Genomic DNA, 20,902 nt, shown 5'->3' on the forward strand with positions numbered 1-20,902 from the left:
TTAATGACAGTTTGTTTTCCGATGGGGAAAATATGCCTGCGAACGATTTCGCAGGCCCATCTTCTATAGATTGGCAACACCACCATCGACCAGCAGTTCCGTTCCAACAACGAAACGGGACTCGTCAGAAGCAAGGAAAACAGCCGCTTTCGCCAATTCCCAAGTGGTGCCCATACGACCAATCGGCACCAACTGTCGAATTTGCTCCTGCATGGCACGTTGCTGTTCGGGAGAAAGACCTAATTTATCAAGGGCGGGCGTTTCAGTGGGGCCCGGACTTAAGCCATTAACCCGAATGCCACGCGTCACCAGCTCAGCCGACAGCGTGCGCGCCAGCGAGAGTAATCCCGCTTTACTCGCGGCGTAGGCGCTACTCTGCGGTAGCCCGATGTGCGCACTGGTCGATCCACACAGGATCACAGAAGCCGGGTTGTTCAGCAGCGGCAGTAGCGCCTGAACCAGAAAGAATGGTCCTTTAAGGTTGGTTGCCATGAGTTGATCCCAAGCCGCTTCATCCCAGCCTTCTAAAGGACGATGGGTGACATCGCCTGCATTGGCATATAACACATCCAGACGTGGCCACTGCTGTGCCAGCACGTCTACCAAGTCATGTTGGGCACGGATATCTCCAGCATCGCAACGGATCGCCAACGTAGAATGGCCTAATTCAGCCTGCGCACGCGCCAGCGCTTTCTCATCGCGCCCCGTTATGGCGACCGTCGCGCCTTCAGCCAGAAACTGACGTGCGGTTTCTATCCCAATGCCGCTAGTGCCACCGGTGATCAAAGCAAACTTATCTTGCAGCCGTTTCATCATGATGTGTCCTGTCTCGTTGCTTGAAAAACGGCAGTATTTCATCAATAGTATGCTTTTGTAAGTAGGCACCAATTGGATACTAAAGAGGATATTGGAACCCTATGTCTGTCCACGCCCCATCAGCAAATACGCCATCTGACCTGGCAGAACCGTGCCCAATGGTAAATTTCGTCAATCTCATCGCGGGAAAATGGGCAATTCCCATACTGTACCGCCTGATCGTGATCGGCGACCCCGTGCGCTTCAGTGCACTACAACGCGCAATCGCCCCTATCACTCAGAAGGAACTCACACGACAACTGCGGCTGTTCGAACAACGCAAACTGGTGCAACGTAAGGTGTATGCAGAAGTGCCACCGCGAGTGGAGTACCAAATCACTCCACTGGGCAAATCGCTCCAACCAACGCTGGATTCACTGGCAGACTGGATGAGGACACATGGAAAAACATTAGCTGGTGATGGCTAAGCACATGATGCCATAGGGGGAATAGATAAAAATCAGTAACTTAATCAGATATGCAGGAAGTAATACTGTTCACTTAAGCCCGTTTTTAAGGGAAACACAGGGAGAGGTTCCCGCAGGGATGTCTCACCCCTGTGGTCGCCCCGTGTATCTCGATACTTAAACGACAGGTATTACCCCTGTAGAAGAACCATGAACAACAACGCTACTGGCGTTGTAAATGACTGCCAGTGCGGTTAATTACGCATAATCGCTCATCGGTACACACGAACAGAACAGGTTACGATCGCCGTAAACATCGTCCAGACGCTTCACGCTCGGCCAGTATTTGTGTTCGCTACCCGCCGGGAATACTGCCAGTTCGCGGCTGTACGGGTGCGCCCAATCGGCCACCAGCTCTGCCTGCGTGTGCGGTGCGTTGACCAACGGATTGTCGTCAAGCGGCCATTCGCCCTGTGCAACGCGGTTGATTTCGGCACGGATCGCCAACATAGCATCGATAAAGCGATCTATTTCCACCTGACTTTCTGATTCCGTCGGTTCCACCATCAGCGTGCCCGCCACCGGGAACGACATGGTCGGCGCATGGAAACCGTAATCAATCAGACGCTTGGCGATATCCATTTCGCTAATACCCGTGCTTTCCTTAAGTGGACGAATATCCAGAATGCACTCGTGCGCGACACGACCGTCACGGCCGGTGTAAAGCACGGGATATGCCTGCTGCAAGCGCGTTGCAATGTAATTCGCGTTCAGGATCGCCATCTGACTGGCCTGTTTCAGCCCTTCCGCGCCCATCATGCGGATGTACATCCAGCTAATCGGCAGAATGGAAGCACTACCGAACGGTGCCGCAGAAACTGCGCCCTGTTCCGTTAACACACCATCGATTTTAACTACCTGATGACCCGGCACAAACGGAGCCAGATGCGCTTTCACACCAATTGGCCCCATGCCCGGCCCGCCGCCGCCGTGCGGAATACAGAAGGTTTTATGCAGATTCAGGTGCGATACGTCAGCGCCAATGTAGCCCGGTGTCGTAATCCCAACCTGGGCGTTCATATTCGCGCCGTCCAGATACACCTGACCACCGTATTGGTGCACGATCTGACACACTTCGCGAATCGTCTCTTCATAAACGCCGTGGGTAGACGGATAGGTCACCATGATGCAGGAAAGCTGTTCACCCGCCGCCAGTGCCTTCTCACGCAGATCGTGCAAATCGATATTGCCCTGTTTGTCGCAGGCAACGACCACGACCTCCATTCCCGCCATCTGCGCCGATGCCGGATTAGTTCCGTGCGCGGAGCTAGGAATCAAGCAGAGATGACGACCCGCTTCATTGCGACTTTCATGATAGCGACGGATCGCCAGCAGCCCCGCATATTCACCCTGTGCACCCGAATTGGGCTGCATGCAAACGGCATCATAACCCGTCAATTGCACCAGCCAGCCCGATAGCTGCTCGATCATCTGACGATAGCCGAGCGCCTGTTCCGGCGGGCAGAATGGGTGCAGTTCAGCAAATTCTGGCCAGGTAATCGGCAGCATTTCCGCCGCTGCATTGAGCTTCATGGTGCAAGATCCGAGCGGGATCATAGCCTGATTCAGCGCCAGATCCTTACGTGCCAGACGGTGCAGGTAACGCATCATCTCGGTTTCGCTGTGATAGCGATTGAAAACCGGATGTGACAAGATCGCATCATTACGTAGCAACACGGCAGGGATCGTCGCAGCCTGTTGACCGATGGCCACATCAAGCGTTTCAATATCCAGCCCGTGATCGTCACCTAGCAGCACAGCAAACAGCGCCAGCACGTCTTCACGCGTGGTCGCTTCATCCAACGTGATACCCACGGCACTCGCCAAATCGCTGCGCAGGTTGATGCCAAAACTTAATGCGCGGCTCAGCACCGCGTCCTTGTCCGCCACTTCAATCGTTAGCGTGTCGAACCAGCTACGATGACGCAGCAGCAGTCCGCCCCGCGTTAATCCTGCTGCCAGAATGTCAGTCAGACGATGGATGCGCCCCGCAATACGCTTGAGCCCTTCCGGCCCGTGGAATACCGCATACATTCCCGCAATGTTGGCCAGCAATACCTGCGAAGTACAAATATTAGAGTTCGCCTTCTCGCGGCGAATATGCTGTTCACGCGTCTGCATCGCCATGCGCAACGCGGTATTGCCCGCTGCATCGCGCGACACGCCGATAATACGTCCCGGCATGGCACGTTTATGTTCATCACGACAGGCAAAGAACGCCGCGTGTGGGCCGCCGTAGCCCATCGGCACGCCGAAGCGCTGTGCGGAACCGAAGACGATATCCGCGCCCTGTTTGCCCGGTGCGGTCAGTAATACCAACGCCATAATGTCCGATGCCACGCAGCTGACGACCTTACGCGCTTTCAGTGCCGCCATCAGGTCGCTGTAATCGTGTAATTCTCCCGTGGTTCCTGCCTGTTGCAGCAGGACACCAAACACCGCATCGTCTTTCAACGCCTCTTCAGCCTTGCCGACCACAACCTCAAAACCGAACGTTTCTGCACGGGTACGCACGACATCCAACGTTTGCGGGTGTACATCATCAGCAACAAAGAAACGCTCGGCCTGTTTGAGTTTACTGATGCGTTTTGCCATCGCCATCGCTTCCGCAGCGGCAGTGGCTTCATCCAGCAGAGAAGCGGAGGCGAGATCCAGTCCGGTTAAATCCTGCGTAACCTGCTGGAAATTCAGTAACGCCTCAAGACGTCCCTGAGAGACTTCTGGCTGGTATGGCGTATAGGCGGTGTACCAACCTGGGTTTTCCAGCACATTGCGTAAAATCACAGGTGGCATCAGCACCGCGCTGTAACCCATGCCAATATAGCTTTTATAACGTTGATTGCGTCCTGCAATGGCTTTCAGCTCAGCTAACGCCTCATGCTCCGTCACGGCTTCCCCCACCGCTGGCGGGCTAGGCAGTTGAATATCCGCTGGGACAATCTGGCGAATCAGCGCATCCAGCGACGTCGCCCCCACCACCGACAGCATGTGCTGCTGCTGGCTGACGGAAGGACCGATATGGCGCTCGATAAATGCGCCGTCATGTTCGAGTTGACTGAGTGTCTGGGTCATTACAGCAATTTCCTGCATCAATCGTGATAGATCGTTGCCGCGCTGAAATACCACGCGGGCGAATAAAATAAAACGCCCCAGCACAGAGGCCGGGGCGCGTTCACTACTCGTCTTCTTCTAACGATGCCTGATAGCCTTCGGCATCAAGCAATTCATCCAAATCAGACTCATCAGAAATTTTGATACGGAACAGCCAGCCATCGGTATAAGGCGCGCTGTTGACCAACTCAGGGGAGCTTTCCAAATCTTCGTTAACTTCCACGATCTCACCGCTGATAGGCGCATAAATATCCGAGGCCGCTTTTACCGACTCAGCAACCGCGCAGTCATCGCCTGCCGCGACGACCGTGCCCACTTCAGGCAAATCGATAAATACCATGTCACCCAGAAGTTCCTGTGCGTGTTCGGTAATGCCCACGCTGTAGATACCACCGCCCTCGTGCAGTACCCATTCATGCGACGTAGTGTATTTTAATTCTGCTGGTACATTGCTCATTGCATCCCCTTTCCTAAAGTCGTTAATCCTGTATACCCGCCATACCTCAAGCTGCTTGTGCGTTAGCTGCCCTCATGCAACTCGAATTATTTAGGGTATGGGCTTATTTTGATAAGCACGCGGCTATTAATACTGAACGATGGCTTTTCCGGCACGAACAAAACCAGGTTTGGTCACACGCACAGGCAGTTCGCGGTTACGAATCTGCACGATAGCCTGCTCACCAATTCCCGCCGGAACACGCGCCAGCGCGATACTGACGCCAAGCGTCGGTGAAAACGATCCGCTGGTGATTACCCCTTCGCGCATCACACCATCACTATCAGTAAAGCGCACAGGTAAATCATTGCGCAATACGCCTTTTTCCGTCAGCACTAAACCAACCAGTTGCTCGGTGCCTTTTTCGCGCTGATGCGTTAACGCCTCACGCCCGATAAACTGACGCTCTTCCGGCTGCCAGGCGATCGTCCAACCCATATTGGCCGCCAGCGGCGAAATACCCTCATCCATATCCTGACCATACAGGTTCATGCCCGCTTCCAGCCGCAGCGTATCGCGCGCACCCAACCCGCAGGGCTTCACGCCAACCGCCAGCAGTTGCTGCCAGAAATCGACCACCTGTTCATTTGGCAGCGCGATCTCATAGCCCGCTTCGCCCGTGTATCCCGTCGTGGCGACGAAAAAGTCCCCTGCCTGCTTGCCAAAAAACGGCTTCATGCTGGCAACCGCAGCCACGTCTTCATCACTCAGGCCTTTTGCCTTCAGGAGCCCTTGCACTTTGTCCTGCGCCTGCGGACCTTGTACCGCGACCAGCGCCAGATCGTCGCGCTCACGGATTTCGACACCGAACGGCGCAGCATGCTGCTCGATCCAGGCGAGATCTTTTTCACGCGTCGCGGAATTCACTACCAGACGGAAATAGTCTTCCGTAAGAAAATAAACGATCAGATCGTCAATTACGCAGCCGGAGGCATTCAGCATGCCGGTATAAAGCGCTTTGCCTGGCTGTGTGAGTTTGGCGACATCATTCGCCAGTAGATAACGCAGGAACTCACGGGTTCTCACACCGTGCAAATCGACAATAGTCATGTGGGAGACATCAAAAATGCCAGCGTCCCGACGCACAATGTGGTGCTCGTCCAGTTGGGAGCCGTAGTGCAGTGGCATCATCCAGCCATGAAAATCCACCATTTTGGCGCCATCGGCCAGATGTTGTTGGTACAACGGGGTCTGCTTTGCCATTCCTCATCCCTCTTCAGCGCATGGCGTTCAGACGATAAAACACACTGCGCAAACGATATCTTCTGATTGAACTTACCACCGAAGCGCAGGTTAAACCACACTCTTAGTCATAAGATAAATTATATAGAAAGCGAAGAAAGCCGAGCGACTCACAAAAAACAAATCAGATTAATATGCTTAATAATAGATAAAATTAAGCACGTAAATTATTTAAATGAGTAGATCACACAGATTAATGACATTAAAACTGGCTAACTCAGGTAATGCCTCCCGAATAAAAAAACCATTCGGATTAGATAATATAATGCTAAAAACAGGCTTAAATTAGATTTTTTCAATCAAAATACAATAGCGAATCCCTGCCTTACTCCCGCCCTTACGCTGCCATCATCACGATTCTGTGAGCCACTTCTCAAGCGTCTTCACCTCCGTGCCAGCGTACAAGATGACATGGCAGCAGATGGAAGGCGCTCACCGCTTGCTTTTTCCACACTAATAGCAAGGAATTGCACAACATGTATTTTTAGATTTATCAAAATCAACGTTAAACAGGAGCATACAATGGCTAACAGAATGATTCTTAACGAAACATCCTATTTTGGCGCAGGTGCCATCGCTCAAATTGCCGATGAAGTAAAACGGCGGGGATTCAAGAAAGCCCTGCTGGTGACAGACAAGGATTTGGTTAAATTTGGTGTCGTAGCCAAGGTTATGGCGAAGCTGGACGCAGCAGGGTTGCCCTACGATATCTACGATGAGGTGATTCCCAATCCCACTATCAGCGTGGTGGAAAGAGGCATCGAGTGTTTCAAGGCATCACAGGCCGATTACCTGATCGCGATTGGCGGAGGCTCACCGCAGGATACCTGCAAAGCCATCGGAATTATTATCAATAACCCTGAATTCGCCGATGTCCGCAGCCTGGAGGGCGTTGCAGCCACCCGACGCCCCGCCGTCCCGATTATCGCGATACCGACCACCTCCGGCACGGCAGCCGAGGTTACGATCAACTATGTGATCACCGACGAAGAAAAACGCCGCAAATTCGTGTGCGTCGATCCGCATGATATTCCGATTGTCGCCATCGTCGATCCCGACATGATGATGAGCATGCCTGCCTCACTGAAAGCGGCAACGGGGATTGACGCACTGACGCATGCCATTGAGGGTTTCACCACCAAAGCCGCCTGGGAACTGACGGATACGCTGCACCTGAAAGCCATTGAGATTATCAGCCGTTCACTGCGCGATTCCGTTGCCGGGAAGCCGAAAGGCGTGGAAGATATGGCACTGGGACAATACATTGCCGGTATGGGGTTCTCGAACGTCGGGCTTGGGCTGGTACACGGCATGGCGCACCCGCTCGGCGCGTTCTACAACACCCCGCACGGTGTCGCCAATGCGATCCTCCTGCCACATATCATGGCCTATAACGCCGATTATACCGGTGAAAAGTTCCGTGATATCGCCGTTGCCATGGGGGTAAAAGGCGCGACAGATATGCCAATGACTCAGGCGCGAGAAGCCGCGATTAATGCAGTGCGGCAGCTTTCTCACGATGTGGATATTCCACCGAGACTGCGCGATGTCGGCGTGAAAGAAGAAGACATTCCCGCGCTGGCACAGGCTGCCTTTGATGACGTCTGCACCGGCGGTAACCCGCGCGACACCAACATCGACGATATCAAATCGCTATATCAATCTATTTATTGAGAAGCTATCGACGCCACCCGCGAATCCAGCGGGTGGCCGTTCGCTATTGCGGGATCTTCTCTTCAATGCGTTGAATCAAATAGGGATAAAACGGGTTCGACGACAGACGCAGCAGCGTATCCAGATCGACCACCAGCGCGGAACGCTCCCCTCGTGGGGTAATTTTCCCCAGCGGCAGGCCAAACTCGGTCGGATTTTGTGAGAAACGGCCATACAGCGAATCCGAATCCGGGAACGGCAGCGCGACATGCGATAACGAATACACGTCTGATGGATAATCCATTCCCAGCTCGCGAGTCTGTTCTTGCATCGTCCCCGCCGCGACGTCAAATGCCACAGCATGTGCGCTATTCGGTGCAGCGTTGGAAATCACTGTCGTATCGTAATGACGCGGGGTAGCAGGTAACAGTTGACTGACGGCACCATTCGTCGATTCGCGCAGAAGCGGACCGAAATTAACGGTACGGTTGACATCAAAGAGCACCAACTGACTGCCGTTAACGGGCAGCAAATTATAGAACGCCGTAATGACCGCTCGCGTACTGACGGTGAAATCCATCACCGACTGGAACGTCAGCACAGGTGGCAGATTAACCAACGCGTTCGCCTGCGCTTTACGGCTTAACTGACTCTGGAGCTCATGCGTCAGCAGCCAGGATTGGCGAGCACCGTTTACCGGAAAGGAGTTGTATTTGAAGGGATTGAATTCCGGCAAAATACCCAGCCAGGCAGATTTGGCAAAGGCTGGAAAGATCGCGGGTAGCCCAGCCAGCCCCGCAAAGCGCGCGTAGCTGGTAATGCCGATCATTGGGGAAATGAGGACGAGCTGGTCAGGACGCGCCAGTGCAGGATTATCCAGCGTATCCAGTGTGTATTTCAGCGCCAGCGCACCGCCATTGGAAAACCCGACGATATGTAGCGGCAGCGTCTGGCCTTGTTGCGTCTTCAGATGCGATGTCGCCTCACGAACCGCCAGACGCGTGGCTGCCAGCCAATCTTCCCATTGCACATCGGTCAACGCCCCCGGCACCGTACCGTGGGCAGGCAAGCGAATACCGACGACGAAAAAACCACGCTGGCGATAACGCTCAGCAATATGGCGCAAGCTGTAAGGGGAGTCAGTCAGGCCATGTAACATCACCACTGCGCCTTTCAGTTCCCCTTCCGGCGAGAGCTCATAGGAGCGATTCCAGTCATGCTGAAATTTCCCTGGATAAACCGGGCTCCCCGAAAAGTAACGGTTAACCGGGCGCTGTTCATCCTCATCCAGTTCCTGAGTGACGTGCTGATTAACCTGCTGGAAGATAAGCGCTTCCTGCTTTAAATACGCAGTCCAGTCGCGCTTATCCAACTCATCAGCCGACAGTTCATCCGGCACATAGGTATGCCAAGGCGCAAGTGGTGGCCCGCTTTGCGTATCATAAACACGAATAGCCAGCAGCGTCATCGCGATAACCCCGATCACGATAAGACCGCGTCTGATAAGTCGCCGTACCGATTTCAGCATGGTGTATCCCTTCTCATTACCCGTATGACCATGCCGAAGATTCTAAAGAAAACGATGCAAACACACACCGTATTATTCAGAGAAACCATCATTGATTCATTATTACACACCACCCTTATTATTTTAATAATAACAATGAGTTAATAAATTTTACTTCACAAAAAGCTTGGACATTTCATTAAACCACGTAGATAATTTTAATTTCACTTAATTAAAAATAAATTAACTTTCTTTCAAACCTCAAATAAAAAAGGATTTTATATGGCCAATTCAATTTATGTAACAATAGAAGGTCAAGAACAAGGGACGATATCCTCTGGGTGCTCAACCTTTCCTTCTATAGGAAACAAATACCAAACAGGGCATGAAGACCAGATAATGGTTTATTCCTTTGAACATGCTTTAACTAGAGAGCAAAACATTAATCACGGACCAATATCCTTTATTAAGCCGATAGATAAATCATCACCACTTCTTGGCATTGCAATATCGAACAACGAATGTCTTAATCTAACATTCGTTTTCTACAGAACATCATCTTCTGGTGCTGCCGAGCTATTTTATTCAGTTAAATTAAAGGATGCTTATCTGATAAGAGTTAACGTTATATATCCACATGCTATTGACCATGCAAGTAATCAGCCCGAGGAAATGATCACATTAAAATATCAAAGCATCACATGGGAACACCATATAGCGGGCACATCAGGATATAACCTGTGGGGCGAAAATATTTATTAAAAATCTAAAAAAAAACAACTCACCTTCTTGAAGGTGAGTTACAAAAACACATTATTCGATACTAAAACCAAAGACAATCTCTATATTTATAAATAAACCCCAAACACCAAACCAAGAAAAAAAACATCAAACTAAAATTTAAAATAATTTTTTTAAATTTCGTTTTTATAGAATATGCAATTACAGGGATTATCGCGACTAATATTGCTAAAGCCATGGGACCCCGATGGTCATCAACGACAAAGACTCTGACTGCATCACAAATGTTTTTTATCTCATCTCCATCGATAAAAGACTCTTCCTTTAACGAGCTAAAAACTAAGGATATAAAAATTAAAAACCATGTATATGTAAATATTATTATTGATACTGGCGTTATTTTTTTCATATTCACATGCCTAATATTTTATTGATAATATTTCTTCTTTTTATTATCACCCGACCATAAGAAGAATAATCTCTCATTGGACTTCCTACTTCCGCATTAATTGATGCAATGAAGTCTTCTTTTCTTCTTTCTATACCTCTGTTGTATCTTGATGCAGCCAAGATTAATTGCTCATCTGTTATATTTAACGTATCAATGATACCTGGATTATCATAGATAATAAGATCTCTAAGATGACCGGCCACAATACGGATATTGAAATCATCATCTAACAAACAATTAGCTAATTGTAATTGCTGCGTTGAAGTCAAAGTTTCAGGATCGATACCTAATGTTTCGGCGGCAGCTCTAAGTTGAATAGCCAAGCTCCCAACTGAGGTTGAATTTGATTTTTTATTACCACTTCTTTTGAATAAATCCAGCAATTGATATACTTGAAGAACACCGTAAGACTTCGCACGCTCAGGCACTCCGCCAACCTCAGCAACAGCAACCCCAGCCAAAAGTAAAATAGGCACCCTTTCACTTAGAGCATATTTTTTAATTTTATCTCGATTATAACTAAGGTAGGCTGCCTTATATGCCCACAATCTAGGCTCACCGGTAACAAGCATTTCATCATCAGGAAAATATTGCCACAGAGCAAAGTCAATACCATTCCATTTAGGAAAAGAAGACGTTGAGTTCACATCACAGAATTGATTTTTCATTAGGCCATCCTTGCCTTATTTTAATAATAAGAAAGTAAATAATATTACTCTATATATATCCTATCTTAACGCAAGGGAAGACATTTAAAAAGAGGGATTTTGAGAAACTACATCATATTATTTAGGAATATCTTTCTATGTCATGTCCGCCCGAGTCAATGCGGGCGGACAGTCGTCTAAAATATCAGATCAGTACGCTAATATTCAGATTCTCCATCAGCCAATGGTTGTCGGAATAATCAACCGGAATGGCAATCACTGCGGGGCCGTCAACGTCCATTGCCTGCCGGAGCTTGCTGACCAGTTCATCAGCAGATTCTACCGCAAACCCTTTCGCGCCAAACGCTTCCGCATAGGCTTTGAAATCTATTGGTCCAAATACGACGCCCGCCGGGCGATGGTATTTGTGTAACTGCTGGATTTCTACCATGTTGTAGCCGTTATCAACCCAGATAATATGCAGGAGATTGCTTTTCAGGCGCACTGCCGTTTCCAGCTCCATGCTGGATTGCATAAATCCACCGTCACCAGAGACAGAAACCACTTTTTTGCCAGGTTGTACCAGCGATGCGGCTATCGCCCATGGTAATGCCACGCCCATGGTTTGCTGACCGTTAGTCATCAGAATCTGCCGAGCCCGGAAGCTATATAGGTAACGTGCCAGCCAGATATGGAAACTGCCCATATCCACGCACAGTGTGACATCCTCATTCACGATGTCCTGCATTGCCCGAACAAGGCGCAGCGGGTGGATCGCAAATCCCGCCATGTTGATGGCGCGCGTGCTGAGATCGTGGCGCTGGCGCTGGCGATCCTGCAATACGGACTGTGTATCAACAGACAAGATAAACGGTTCGCTGATACACGTATTCAACGTGTCTACCGTCATCGCAATATTACCGATCAGTTCTATATCAGGCCGATAGGCGCTATCAATCTCTGCCCGCAACACATCAATGTGGATGAGTGTCGCCTTACCGTTGTTCCACAACGATGGATCGTACTCAACCGGGCTGTAGCCCACCGTAACGATCACATCCGCCTGCTGTAGCAGCTTATCTCCTGCCTGATTGTTGAATAATCCGACACGTCCGGCAAAGTGACCAAAATGTTGCTGGTCAATCACCCCTGCTGCCTGATACGTGCTGGTAACCGGTAACTGGCTATGACGTAGAAAACGGCGCAATGCCTGTGCATTTTCCTGTTGGCTGGCCATTAATCCAAGCAACAACACCGGATTTTTAGCCTGCCGCAACCGTTTAGCCGCTTCCGCAATGTCACTCTGTGGTGCGCCGTTTAACAACGGCAAATGTGGGCAGGCCAGTACCGGGCTCGTCACCGGTTCATTGACGATATCCTGCGGCAGGCTGACAAACGCAGCCCCCGGACGTCCGCTCTCCGCGGCCCGGAAAGCATTAGCAAGCACTTCCGAGATGGCACTGGATGCGGTGACTTCCGCACTGAATTTACTGACCGGTTGAAACAGACTGACAGTATCGAGGCTCTGGTGCGTCAACTTGAGCTTATCTGCCCGTTTAACCGCTCCACCTAGTGCTACGACAGCATCCCCCTCTGCGGTTGCCGTCGCCAATCCAGTTACCAGATTGGAACAGCCAGGGCCGGATGTCACCAGCGTCACGCCGGCTTTCCCTGTGAGTCGCCCTATCGCCGCCGCCATAAACGCGCCGTTCGCCTCATGCCGTACCGGAATCGTTTGAATCGTCGAGTCTTCCAGCTCATCAAACACACGATCGATTTTTGCGCCGGGAATACCAAAAATATGCTTTACGCCCTGCGCTTCCAGGTGTTTTACCACTAGCTCTGCCCCGCAGTGCCAGCTCTGTGGTTCCGTTGACTTTTCCATGACATAACTCCGATGAAATGACTAGCTTTCTACTGACTTGATTACGCTATTGAGGTTTTCTGATGACAGATCGGTATTGAGGAATTCCCGATCCTGAGGCAGGTCGATGATCAATTTGGCGATCACGCCAAATGTCAGCGTGCCGTTTTCAACGTCATAATTCAGAATATGGCCGCCGCCTTGGCGATCGTCAGTAATGAAATGTTCGTGGTAACCCGCGACATTAATTCCCTGGGTATAAGCTGGGCTGCGAAACCCAATAACACTGCCACTGCGGTGTTCAAAATGAAATGTTGGCTGTCCTTCAACCGCTTCTTGCATCGGTTTATAAGGCCGACACTGGCGGGGTACAGTACGGGTTTCCACGCAGCGAAAACGTCCATCAATCCGCAAGGCACAGAACAAATTGTCCGTCCCTACGATTTCATCGATTTGACGATGTACTTCCTCGCGTGAGGTCCAGCGCTCAAAATGGATCGTTTCTGTTGGGCGAAAAAACGTCATAACTGCAAACGGCGTTTTCTGATCTGGCTTCGCCGCCCGAGCGCTGCCATCGGATAACAGCTGGAAAATCTGGCTATTCAACGCAACCAGTTCCCCATCCAAACAGTTAAATGTTCCTAATCCAAAGTCACCATACTCCAGTAATTCAGCCATCGTTCGGCTGCCTTCGTATATGCCATTTATTAGCCCACTCATTAATGATGTCTGATAAATAACGCAGTCTGCACGCTGACGCCGGAAATCATAAGCATAGCTAGCAAAGGCTTCCTCACAGGATTGTTCACCCACACTCATTTTCATACGTTCCTTCTCACCACATCAATTACTTAAAAATTACTAATCTTTAGATAAAGATTGACGCGGGAGGGGACAAAATTCCAATATGCAATCAAGGTCATTTCAAGATCGGAAAGATATGGAGTTACGTGAATGGATCTACGTTACCTGCGCTATTTTGTCGCCGTTGCACAAGCCCGGCATTTCACACGTGCGGCAGAAAGTCTGGGGATGTCACAACCGCCTCTCAGCCAACAGATCAAGAAATTCGAACAGGAGATTGGTACACCGCTGTTCAAGCGACTAGCGCGCGGTGTAGAAATGACGGAAGCGGGGCAAGCGCTGTATGAGGACGCACGCCGGATTCTACAACTTACCGATTCGGCAATCGCCCGGATCAGCAGCATTGCGCGAGGAGAGAAAGGGAGCCTGAACGTGGGATTCTCATCATCGGCGATGTTCCATCCCACCGTGCTTAGGCTGCTGCATCGCTACTGTCAACAGCATCCGCATGTTCAGCCGTTACCGAAGGAAGAAAACCCGGCTGCGCTCATCACCGCGTTGCAAGAACGCCATATCGATATCGCATTTCTGCGCTTACCCTGCGATCTCAGTGATGATATTAACGGGGAAATTTTGGCAGAAGAGCCAATGACATTGGTCTTGCCTGCTGAACACCCGCTTAGCCATAAAACACAGGTTTCGTTGAGCGAACTGCGTCAGGAACCGCTGATTATTTTCCCGCGCGAGGTGTGTCCGGGACTGCACGATATGATTATTCGTACCTGCTATCTGTCAGGCTATGGTCCCAGACCCAGCCCCTTTGCCCCGCAGTTGACAGCCACCATCGGGATGGTCGCCGCAGGTTTCGGTATCACCCTTGTACCAGAATCACTCGCCTGTATTAAGGCTGATAATGTGACCTATCATGATATCGGCATGCCAGAAGTCCATACACAAATTGCGGCTATCTGGCGTAAACATGAACGATCGGCCGCGATCGTGAACATGATTCACTTAATACGCCATTATCTGAGCAGCCAACATCCCGATTAAGGCTGTCTGGTAGAAAATTCCAGCAATCTACTCGTCAAAAAACTAGTAATTGATATAAATTCTTATATGATATTAGTTATCATTATCATTTTTGACGGGTGGAAAAATGCTGGCAGCAATGATCACAGCTTGCGGGCTATGGGGTGTGAGTTGGTGTATGGGGAAGCATCTGTCTAGTGCCTGGGGCGTGCTGTTACCTTGCGCTATTATGCCACTACTGGCGCTGCTCAATCTAAACCTGACACACCTGAAAGTGATTATCGCCATCGCTCTGCTGGCGACTCTCGTCATGCTGTTTCATCAACGTTTACGCCACTATTTACTTCTGCCATCCTGCATTGCACTGGCTGGCGGTTTAGCGGCGCTATCCGTCATGTTTAATTTGACGACGTTATAAACACAGGTGGAATGATAAACGACACAGTATTACAGAGAATACACGATAGTAAGAAATGAGATAAAAGAGAATAAACGGGAAGAAAATCAGGAAAATACCGAGGCGTTCGATGGTGCGAAGAGAGGGACTTGAACCCTCACGTCCGTAAGGACACTAACACCTGAAGCTAGCGCGTCTACCAATTCCGCCACCTTCGCACTGAGAACGTTGTTTGTCTTATGCAGTAGTATCTTATGCAATAACTGTCTTATGCGGTAACCTATCACGACATGGTGCGAAGAGAGGGACTTGAACCCTCACGTCCGTAAGAACACTAACACCTGAAGCTAGCGCGTCTACCAATTCCGCCACCTTCGCAACTCTGTCATGCAATTTTTGCTACGCAATACTAATTACTGCATCGGTTCGACAAACCAGAACCATTGTAGTGATGTTGGTGCGAAGAGAGGGACTTGAACCCTCACGTCCGTAAGAACACTAACACCTGAAGCTAGCGCGTCTACCAATTCCGCCACCTTCGCAACTCTGCTTTACGCAATATCACTACGGGGGCGAATTCTAGAGGTTTTCGCGTTCACGTCAATGATTATTTCCTCTGGAATGCGGGGTTTGCTGTAAAAATCATCATCTCACCACAGCGTTGCGCGTAAAGAGTTCATCGAGCCACTCTATGAACACCCGAATCCGCGGCGCAAGAAAGCGGCCGGGCGTATACATCACGTAGAGCGGCATTACGGGTGGCGGTATCTCCGGCAAAATTTCTACCAGTTCTCCGCTTTCAAGAAAAGGTCGCAGACCACGGCGCGGCGCCTGAATAATGCCCAATCCAGCACATGCGCTGGCAATGTAAGCATCTGTGCCGTTAACCTGCAATGCACTGGGCAACATACGCGTAACGCACTCATCACCAGACATGAATTCCAGCGGGTAAAGGTATTCAGTTCGCAGGGAAAAATAGCCGACCATTCGATGCCCTGATAACTCATCAAGCGAACGCGGCACACCGTATCGCGCCAGATAGTCAGCCGACGCACAGGTAACCTGCGGCATCGACGGCAAATGACGGGTTGCTAGCGTCTCGTCATCCGTCTGCCAGGCACGCAGCACGCAGTCGACCCCCTCACGCAACACATTGATCGCCGCATCGTTGGCACTCAGCATCAACGTCACTTGCGGATAACGCGCATAGAACTCGCCCAACGCAGGAACAACGATTTCCCGCGCCAGCGAATGCGGCATATCCACCCGCACTTTACCCACTGGCTGCTGCTTTCGCTGCGTAAAAAGCGTGTCGATTTCTTCAATTTCCGCGAGCAATTGCAGGCAGCGTTCATAATAAACGCGCCCTTCATCGGTAATTTGCACCTGACGGGTCGTACGTTGCAGTAAACGTACCCCCAATCGCCCTTCAAGCTGTTTGATGGTGTTGCTCACCGTCGCGCGCGGTAACGTTAGCCGCTCCGCCGCACGGCTGAAACTGCCCAGTTCAACAATACGCACAAAGACCCGCATCGCTTGAATATGATCCATCATCGCCACCATTGTTAGCTATTTTTGAATAGTGTTGCATAAAAAGCAGTATTTATCTTTTTTGGATAAACAACCAGACTGCTAGCACTGCCAACGAGATGAGGAAGATAACAATGCAACAGCGCAAATTAGGAGCGAACGGCCCACAGGTTTCAGCGATTGGGCTAGGCTGCATGGGAATGAGTGATTTTTACTCCACCGCGCAGGATGAAAAAGAGTCCATCGCCACGTTGCATCGTGCACTGGAGCTGGGCGTCACCCTGCTGGATACCGCCGATATGTACGGCCCTCACACCAATGAACTGCTGCTTGGCAAAGCGATAAAAGGCAAGCGCGAGCAGATTTTTCTGGCAACCAAATTCGGCATCGTACGCGATCCGACTAATCCCCACGCTCGCGGTGTCTGCGGTAAACCAGATTATATCCGTCGAGCGGTGGAAGGGAGCCTGACGCGTCTCGGTACGGATGTTATCGATCTTTACTATCAGCACCGTATCGACCCAACCGTTCCGATTGAAGAAACCGTCGGCACGCTGAGCGAGCTGGTTAAGGAAGGCAAAATTCGCTACATCGGCCTGAGTGAAGCCTCTGTCACCACACTTGAGCGCGCACATCGCGTGCATCCGATTACGGCATTACAGAGCGAATATTCACTGTGGACACGCGATATGGAAGCCGAAATTCTGCCCACCTGTGAGCGTTTGGGTATCGGCTTTGTGCCATACAGCCCACTCGGCCGTGGCTTTCTGACCGGCGCGATTCGCAGCCCGGACGATTTGGCTGCCGACGATTTCCGTCGCACTAATCCACGCTTTTCTGGGGAAAATTTCGCGAAAAATCTGCAACTGGTAGAGAAAATTCACCAACTGGCAGAGGAAAAACAGGTCACGCCATCACAGCTGGCGCTGGCATGGGTACTGGCGCAGGGTGAACATATCGTGCCAATTCCAGGCACCAAACGCCGTCGCTATCTGGAAGAGAACGTTGCGGCGCTGGATGTCACATTGACGAAAGAAGAGCTGGCCGCCATTGATGCCATCTTCCCGCCCGATGCCGCAGCAGGAGAGCGCTACGGCAAGGAGAGTATGGCGGCCCTTAATCAGTAGGATTTTACCGACGGCCTTTGCCTGTGCGTGGCGGACGACCCACGGTGGCCTGATACACTTTGAAGCGTCCGGTCTGCGCCAGTACCTCATGGCTACCAAATGCGGCATCTAACAGTGCCGGATAAGGCAGGAAGGCGTTAGCCACGATGCGTAATTGTCCACCAATCGGTAGATGGGTCACCGCACCACGAATCAACATTTCCGCGGCTTGCAGACTGGTCTGTAAGCCGTCGTGGAATGGCGGGTTAGAGACGATCATATCGAAGCGGCCGTTGATATCTGAATAGACGTTGCTCGCAATCACACTGCCTTCCAGCGCATTCGCCGCTAGCGTAGCTTTGCTGGATTCCACCGCCGCAGCGCTGACATCGCTCAGCGTCAGGCGGATTTTCGGCGACTGTTTCGCTAATACTGACGCCAACACGCCCGCACCACAGGCGATATCCAGCACTTTGCCTTTCATATGTGGCTCAAACGTAGACAGCAGCAGTCGGCTACCCGGATCCAGGTCATCACGGCTGAATACGCCCGGAAGCGTTTTAACGATAACGCCCTCTGTCACATATTCATCCCACCAGTCGTCCAGCACAAAGCTGGTCTGTTTATCAATTCGTCCGTGGTAAAGCCCGCAGCGACGCGCGCTGTCGATTTTCACCAGCTCAACGAAATCAGACAGCACGGTTTCAGCACTACGTACACCGCTACGGTTTTCCCCAACAACAAAGATCTCCGCGCCGACGGGCAACAGAGACAGCAGATTACGCAGTTGAAATTCCGCTTCCTGTTTGCTCTTCGGCCAGTAATAAATCAGCGTGTCGCTATCCGCCACCAGCGCTGCATCCGCGACCAGACCATATTGAGCGTTATCCCCAAGTGGCTTTGCCATCTGTTGCCAGTGGTGATATTGGTTGCAATGGACACGCACCGATGCCGCCTCAAATTGTGCGGGTAGGGTATCCTGCAAATCACCGGCAAACAGAACTCGGCGTGAAAGAAATTCGTCACTATGGCGCAGTATGACTTCACTGGCGGGGGTTAATGCGGACATCAGGCTACGGCTCCTTAATCATTGAGCGGGGGATTATATACGCTTCGCCTCCGAAGTTGCAGAGCGGAGAGGAAATAACCGCACCGACATTGGCGCAGCCTAACGGGGTTTGTTAGCATAGGCACGAATCATTTTTTCGCACGCCAGACAGGATAACGCATGGAATCAAGACGTGACAGGCTGCTACAGCAACTGGGGATTACGCAGTGGACACTGCGTCGCCCGACGGTGCTGCAAGGAGAAATCGCCGTCAGTCTGCCCGAACAGGTGCGTCTGGTGATCGTCTCAGCCGAACCGCTGGCCGATGATGAACAGTTACTGACCGACGTTCTGCACAGCCTTGCGCTCACTCCCGCGCAAGCCTATCGCCTGACACCGCAGCAGCTAGAAATGCTGCCCGCCGACGCACACTGCCATAGTTGGCGATTGGGTATCGCAGAGCCTATTGCGCTACAGGGCGTTCAGCTTTCCAGCCCTCTGCTTTCCGAACTTTATCAAAATGCCGACGCCAAACGGGCGCTGTGGCAACAGATCTGTGAACATGAACACGATATCTTCTCTGACGCCAGCCGATCTGGCACAAGCCTTTAAAATTGAACAAGCTAGCCATGCCTTTCCCTGGACGGAAAAAACGTTTATCAGCAATCAGGGTGAACGTTATTTCAATCTGAAACTCAGCCATGACGGGAAGCTTGCCGCTTACGCCATCACGCAAGTGGTGCTGGATGAGGCGACGCTATTCAATATCGCCGTGCATCCTGACCACCAGCGTCAGGGGCTGGGCCGCCAGCTATTGGAACATCTGATCGAAGAGATGGAGCAGCGAAGTATTGTGACGCTGTGGCTGGAAGTCCGCGAGTCAAACGCACGGGCCATTGCGCTGTATGAAAGCCTCGGATTTAACGAAGTCTCCGTGCGCCGCGACTATTACCCCGCGGCACAAGGCCGGGAAGACGCAATTCTCATGGCGCTACCACTCGGTTAACCTCTTCGATACTCCCAATAATTCGAGTTTCAGGACAAAACGATAACGTGTTGAACAACGCACATGCTACTTGACGTATTACGAACGTCTGGCACTAGCGACAAATCGGGTGCCATAATGTGCGCTCCGTCCCGCTCTGCCTTTTTTCCCGACAGAAAAATCCCCGCAACGTGATCGATATAAATAAAACCTCGTTTCTTTTTTATCACAATAAGGTTCCATTTCATGTTTCTGATTTGCAGGCATGGCATGGTTTACCCGTTATCTACGAGGAATAATATGAAAAAATATACTCTGGCTACGACGCTCCTGTGCGGCTTATTCTCTCTTTCCGCTTACGCGGTACAAATAACGGCGGTTACGGCCTCCGCTTATGATTCAGACAAGGGCCACAAGCCTGCCAATATTGCCGACGGTGACGTAAAAACGCGCTGGGCAGCAAATGGGGAGAGCTGGGTTCAGTTAGAACTGGATAAAGAACAATCAGTTGAAAACTTTGTCCTGGTTCCTTTCAAAGCGGACGAACGCAAGCTGAAGTTCTCCGTTTCTTACTCCACCGATGGTAAAACCTGGAAAAAACTGGCAGACAATCTGGTCACCTCCAGCAATGCCAAAGACGGTGAAAAATTCACCTTTACTGCCGTTAAAGCAAAATTCTTCAAGCTGGATACGTTTGGCACCGATGTGAACAAATGGAGCGCCATCAACGAGATCAGCTTTAACAGCGCTGCGCAGGTTCCTGCTCAGGCGATTAAGTAACGTATTGGGATGGTCTGCACTTAGGCCGGTCCATGCAGATTTCGTTGGACAGCACCACACCGCAGCGACTAATGGGTGTGGTGCATTCTAGCCTTGCAGCCCACAGTACCCTCACCTCGCCCCTCAAGATCGTTACCCACATTTTCCTTAGCGTTGAAATAAAAATCATTCTCAACTAAGATGCGC

20 protein-coding genes and 3 tRNA genes are annotated in these 20,902 nt (G+C 50.9%); 9 read left to right on the plus strand and 14 right to left on the minus strand.

Translation table 11 applies throughout. From position 1 onward, the window contains the following. Window positions 1–63: 63 nt before the first annotated feature. Window positions 64–813 (minus strand): SDR family oxidoreductase, encoded by a 750-nt coding sequence (locus tag CLR69_RS12495; protein WP_129712873.1) that lies wholly within the window; start codon window positions 811–813, stop codon window positions 64–66. A gap of 104 nt (window positions 814–917) precedes the next feature. On the opposite strand from CLR69_RS12495, the gene CLR69_RS12500 reads away from it, so the two are divergent. Then, complete coding sequence (locus CLR69_RS12500) at window positions 918–1,283, plus strand: winged helix-turn-helix transcriptional regulator (RefSeq protein WP_129712799.1); 366 nt, start codon at window positions 918–920, stop codon at window positions 1,281–1,283. A gap of 237 nt (window positions 1,284–1,520) precedes the next feature. Here the strand turns inward: CLR69_RS12500 and gcvP are convergent, their stop codons facing one another. The 3 genes from gcvP to gcvT form a co-directional block, all read right to left on the minus strand. Continuing rightward, window positions 1,521–4,394: an aminomethyl-transferring glycine dehydrogenase gene (gcvP, locus tag CLR69_RS12505; RefSeq protein ID WP_129712800.1), complete on the minus strand. Its 2,874-nt coding sequence runs from the start codon at window positions 4,392–4,394 to the stop codon at window positions 1,521–1,523. A 103-nt stretch (window positions 4,395–4,497) separates the two neighbouring features. Then, complete coding sequence (gene gcvH / locus CLR69_RS12510) at window positions 4,498–4,890, minus strand: glycine cleavage system protein GcvH (protein ID WP_121264226.1); 393 nt, start codon at window positions 4,888–4,890, stop codon at window positions 4,498–4,500. A gap of 126 nt (window positions 4,891–5,016) precedes the next feature. Then, a complete protein-coding gene (gcvT, locus tag CLR69_RS12515; protein WP_129712801.1) occupies window positions 5,017–6,132 on the minus strand; it encodes a glycine cleavage system aminomethyltransferase GcvT in 1,116 nt (371 codons plus the stop codon). A 561-nt stretch (window positions 6,133–6,693) separates the two neighbouring features. Here gcvT and fucO point away from each other — a divergent pair. Further along, complete coding sequence (fucO, locus tag CLR69_RS12520) at window positions 6,694–7,845, plus strand: lactaldehyde reductase (RefSeq protein ID WP_129712802.1); 1,152 nt, start codon at window positions 6,694–6,696, stop codon at window positions 7,843–7,845. Window positions 7,846–7,888: 43 nt separating this feature from the next. On the opposite strand, the gene CLR69_RS12525 is transcribed toward fucO, so the two are convergent. Beyond that, a complete protein-coding gene (locus CLR69_RS12525; protein ID WP_129712803.1) occupies window positions 7,889–9,352 on the minus strand; it encodes an alpha/beta hydrolase in 1,464 nt (487 codons plus the stop codon). 261 nt (window positions 9,353–9,613) lie between these two features. Between CLR69_RS12525 and CLR69_RS12530 the strand changes: the two genes are divergently transcribed. Beyond that, complete coding sequence (locus CLR69_RS12530) at window positions 9,614–10,093, plus strand: Hcp family type VI secretion system effector (protein WP_129712804.1); 480 nt, start codon at window positions 9,614–9,616, stop codon at window positions 10,091–10,093. A 61-nt stretch (window positions 10,094–10,154) separates the two neighbouring features. Here the strand turns inward: CLR69_RS12530 and CLR69_RS12535 are convergent, their stop codons facing one another. From CLR69_RS12535 to budA, 4 genes are all read right to left on the minus strand, one after another. After that, on the minus strand, window positions 10,155–10,481 hold the full coding sequence (locus CLR69_RS12535; RefSeq protein WP_129712805.1) for a DUF2645 family protein: 327 nt from the start codon (window positions 10,479–10,481) through the stop codon (window positions 10,155–10,157). A gap of 2 nt (window positions 10,482–10,483) precedes the next feature. Beyond that, the gene (locus CLR69_RS12540) at window positions 10,484–11,191 is read right to left on the minus strand and encodes a hypothetical protein (protein ID WP_129712806.1); all 708 of its coding nucleotides are present in this window, start codon (window positions 11,189–11,191) and stop codon (window positions 10,484–10,486) included. A 184-nt stretch (window positions 11,192–11,375) separates the two neighbouring features. After that, entirely contained in the window at window positions 11,376–13,055 is a 1,680-nt protein-coding gene (gene alsS / locus CLR69_RS12545) for an acetolactate synthase AlsS (protein ID WP_129702829.1), read from the minus strand. A gap of 21 nt (window positions 13,056–13,076) precedes the next feature. Next, on the minus strand, window positions 13,077–13,859 hold the full coding sequence (gene budA / locus CLR69_RS12550) for an acetolactate decarboxylase (protein WP_129702828.1): 783 nt from the start codon (window positions 13,857–13,859) through the stop codon (window positions 13,077–13,079). Between the two features lie 129 nt (window positions 13,860–13,988). Here budA and CLR69_RS12555 point away from each other — a divergent pair, with 129 nt between their 5' ends. Both CLR69_RS12555 and CLR69_RS12560 read left to right on the plus strand, forming a co-directional pair. Further along, the gene (locus CLR69_RS12555) at window positions 13,989–14,891 is read left to right on the plus strand and encodes a LysR family transcriptional regulator (protein WP_129712807.1); all 903 of its coding nucleotides are present in this window, start codon (window positions 13,989–13,991) and stop codon (window positions 14,889–14,891) included. A gap of 106 nt (window positions 14,892–14,997) precedes the next feature. Continuing rightward, window positions 14,998–15,288, plus strand: coding sequence for a DUF1435 domain-containing protein (locus CLR69_RS12560; RefSeq protein WP_129702826.1), 291 nt, complete (start codon window positions 14,998–15,000; stop codon window positions 15,286–15,288). Between the two features lie 110 nt (window positions 15,289–15,398). Here CLR69_RS12560 and CLR69_RS12565 read toward each other — a convergent pair. The 4 genes from CLR69_RS12565 to CLR69_RS12580 form a co-directional block, all read right to left on the minus strand. Further along, window positions 15,399–15,485, minus strand: a tRNA-Leu gene (locus CLR69_RS12565). A 73-nt stretch (window positions 15,486–15,558) separates the two neighbouring features. Next, window positions 15,559–15,645 (minus strand) — tRNA-Leu (locus CLR69_RS12570). Between the two features lie 77 nt (window positions 15,646–15,722). Next, window positions 15,723–15,809: transfer RNA gene (locus CLR69_RS12575), tRNA-Leu, on the minus strand. A gap of 103 nt (window positions 15,810–15,912) precedes the next feature. Next, on the minus strand, window positions 15,913–16,818 hold the full coding sequence (locus CLR69_RS12580) for a LysR family transcriptional regulator (protein WP_129712808.1): 906 nt from the start codon (window positions 16,816–16,818) through the stop codon (window positions 15,913–15,915). A gap of 113 nt (window positions 16,819–16,931) precedes the next feature. On the opposite strand from CLR69_RS12580, the gene CLR69_RS12585 reads away from it, so the two are divergent. Beyond that, window positions 16,932–17,924, plus strand: a complete 993-nt coding sequence (locus tag CLR69_RS12585) for an aldo/keto reductase (protein ID WP_129713388.1) — start codon at window positions 16,932–16,934, stop codon at window positions 17,922–17,924. A gap of 4 nt (window positions 17,925–17,928) precedes the next feature. On the opposite strand, the gene rsmC is transcribed toward CLR69_RS12585, so the two are convergent. After that, window positions 17,929–18,972 carry a 16S rRNA (guanine(1207)-N(2))-methyltransferase RsmC gene (gene rsmC / locus CLR69_RS12590; protein ID WP_129712810.1) on the minus strand — a complete coding sequence of 348 codons (1,044 nt, stop codon included), beginning with the start codon at window positions 18,970–18,972 and terminating at the stop codon, window positions 17,929–17,931. A 159-nt stretch (window positions 18,973–19,131) separates the two neighbouring features. Here rsmC and CLR69_RS12595 point away from each other — a divergent pair, with 159 nt between their 5' ends. The 3 genes from CLR69_RS12595 (at window position 19,132) to CLR69_RS12610 (ending at window position 20,716) form a co-directional block, all read left to right on the plus strand. After that, on the plus strand, window positions 19,132–19,563 hold the full coding sequence (locus tag CLR69_RS12595) for a DNA polymerase III subunit psi (protein WP_129712811.1): 432 nt from the start codon (window positions 19,132–19,134) through the stop codon (window positions 19,561–19,563). After that, window positions 19,514–19,957: a ribosomal protein S18-alanine N-acetyltransferase gene (gene rimI, locus CLR69_RS12600; protein ID WP_129712812.1), complete on the plus strand. Its 444-nt coding sequence runs from the start codon at window positions 19,514–19,516 to the stop codon at window positions 19,955–19,957. The genes CLR69_RS12595 and rimI overlap by 50 nt, the downstream gene beginning before the upstream one ends. Window positions 19,958–20,236: 279 nt before the next feature. Next, entirely contained in the window at window positions 20,237–20,716 is a 480-nt protein-coding gene (locus CLR69_RS12610) for a discoidin domain-containing protein (protein WP_129712814.1), read from the plus strand. The last annotated feature ends 186 nt before the right edge of the window (window positions 20,717–20,902 follow it).

The organism is Pectobacterium zantedeschiae, assembly GCF_004137795.1.
GTDB lineage: Bacteria > Pseudomonadota > Gammaproteobacteria > Enterobacterales > Enterobacteriaceae > Pectobacterium > Pectobacterium zantedeschiae.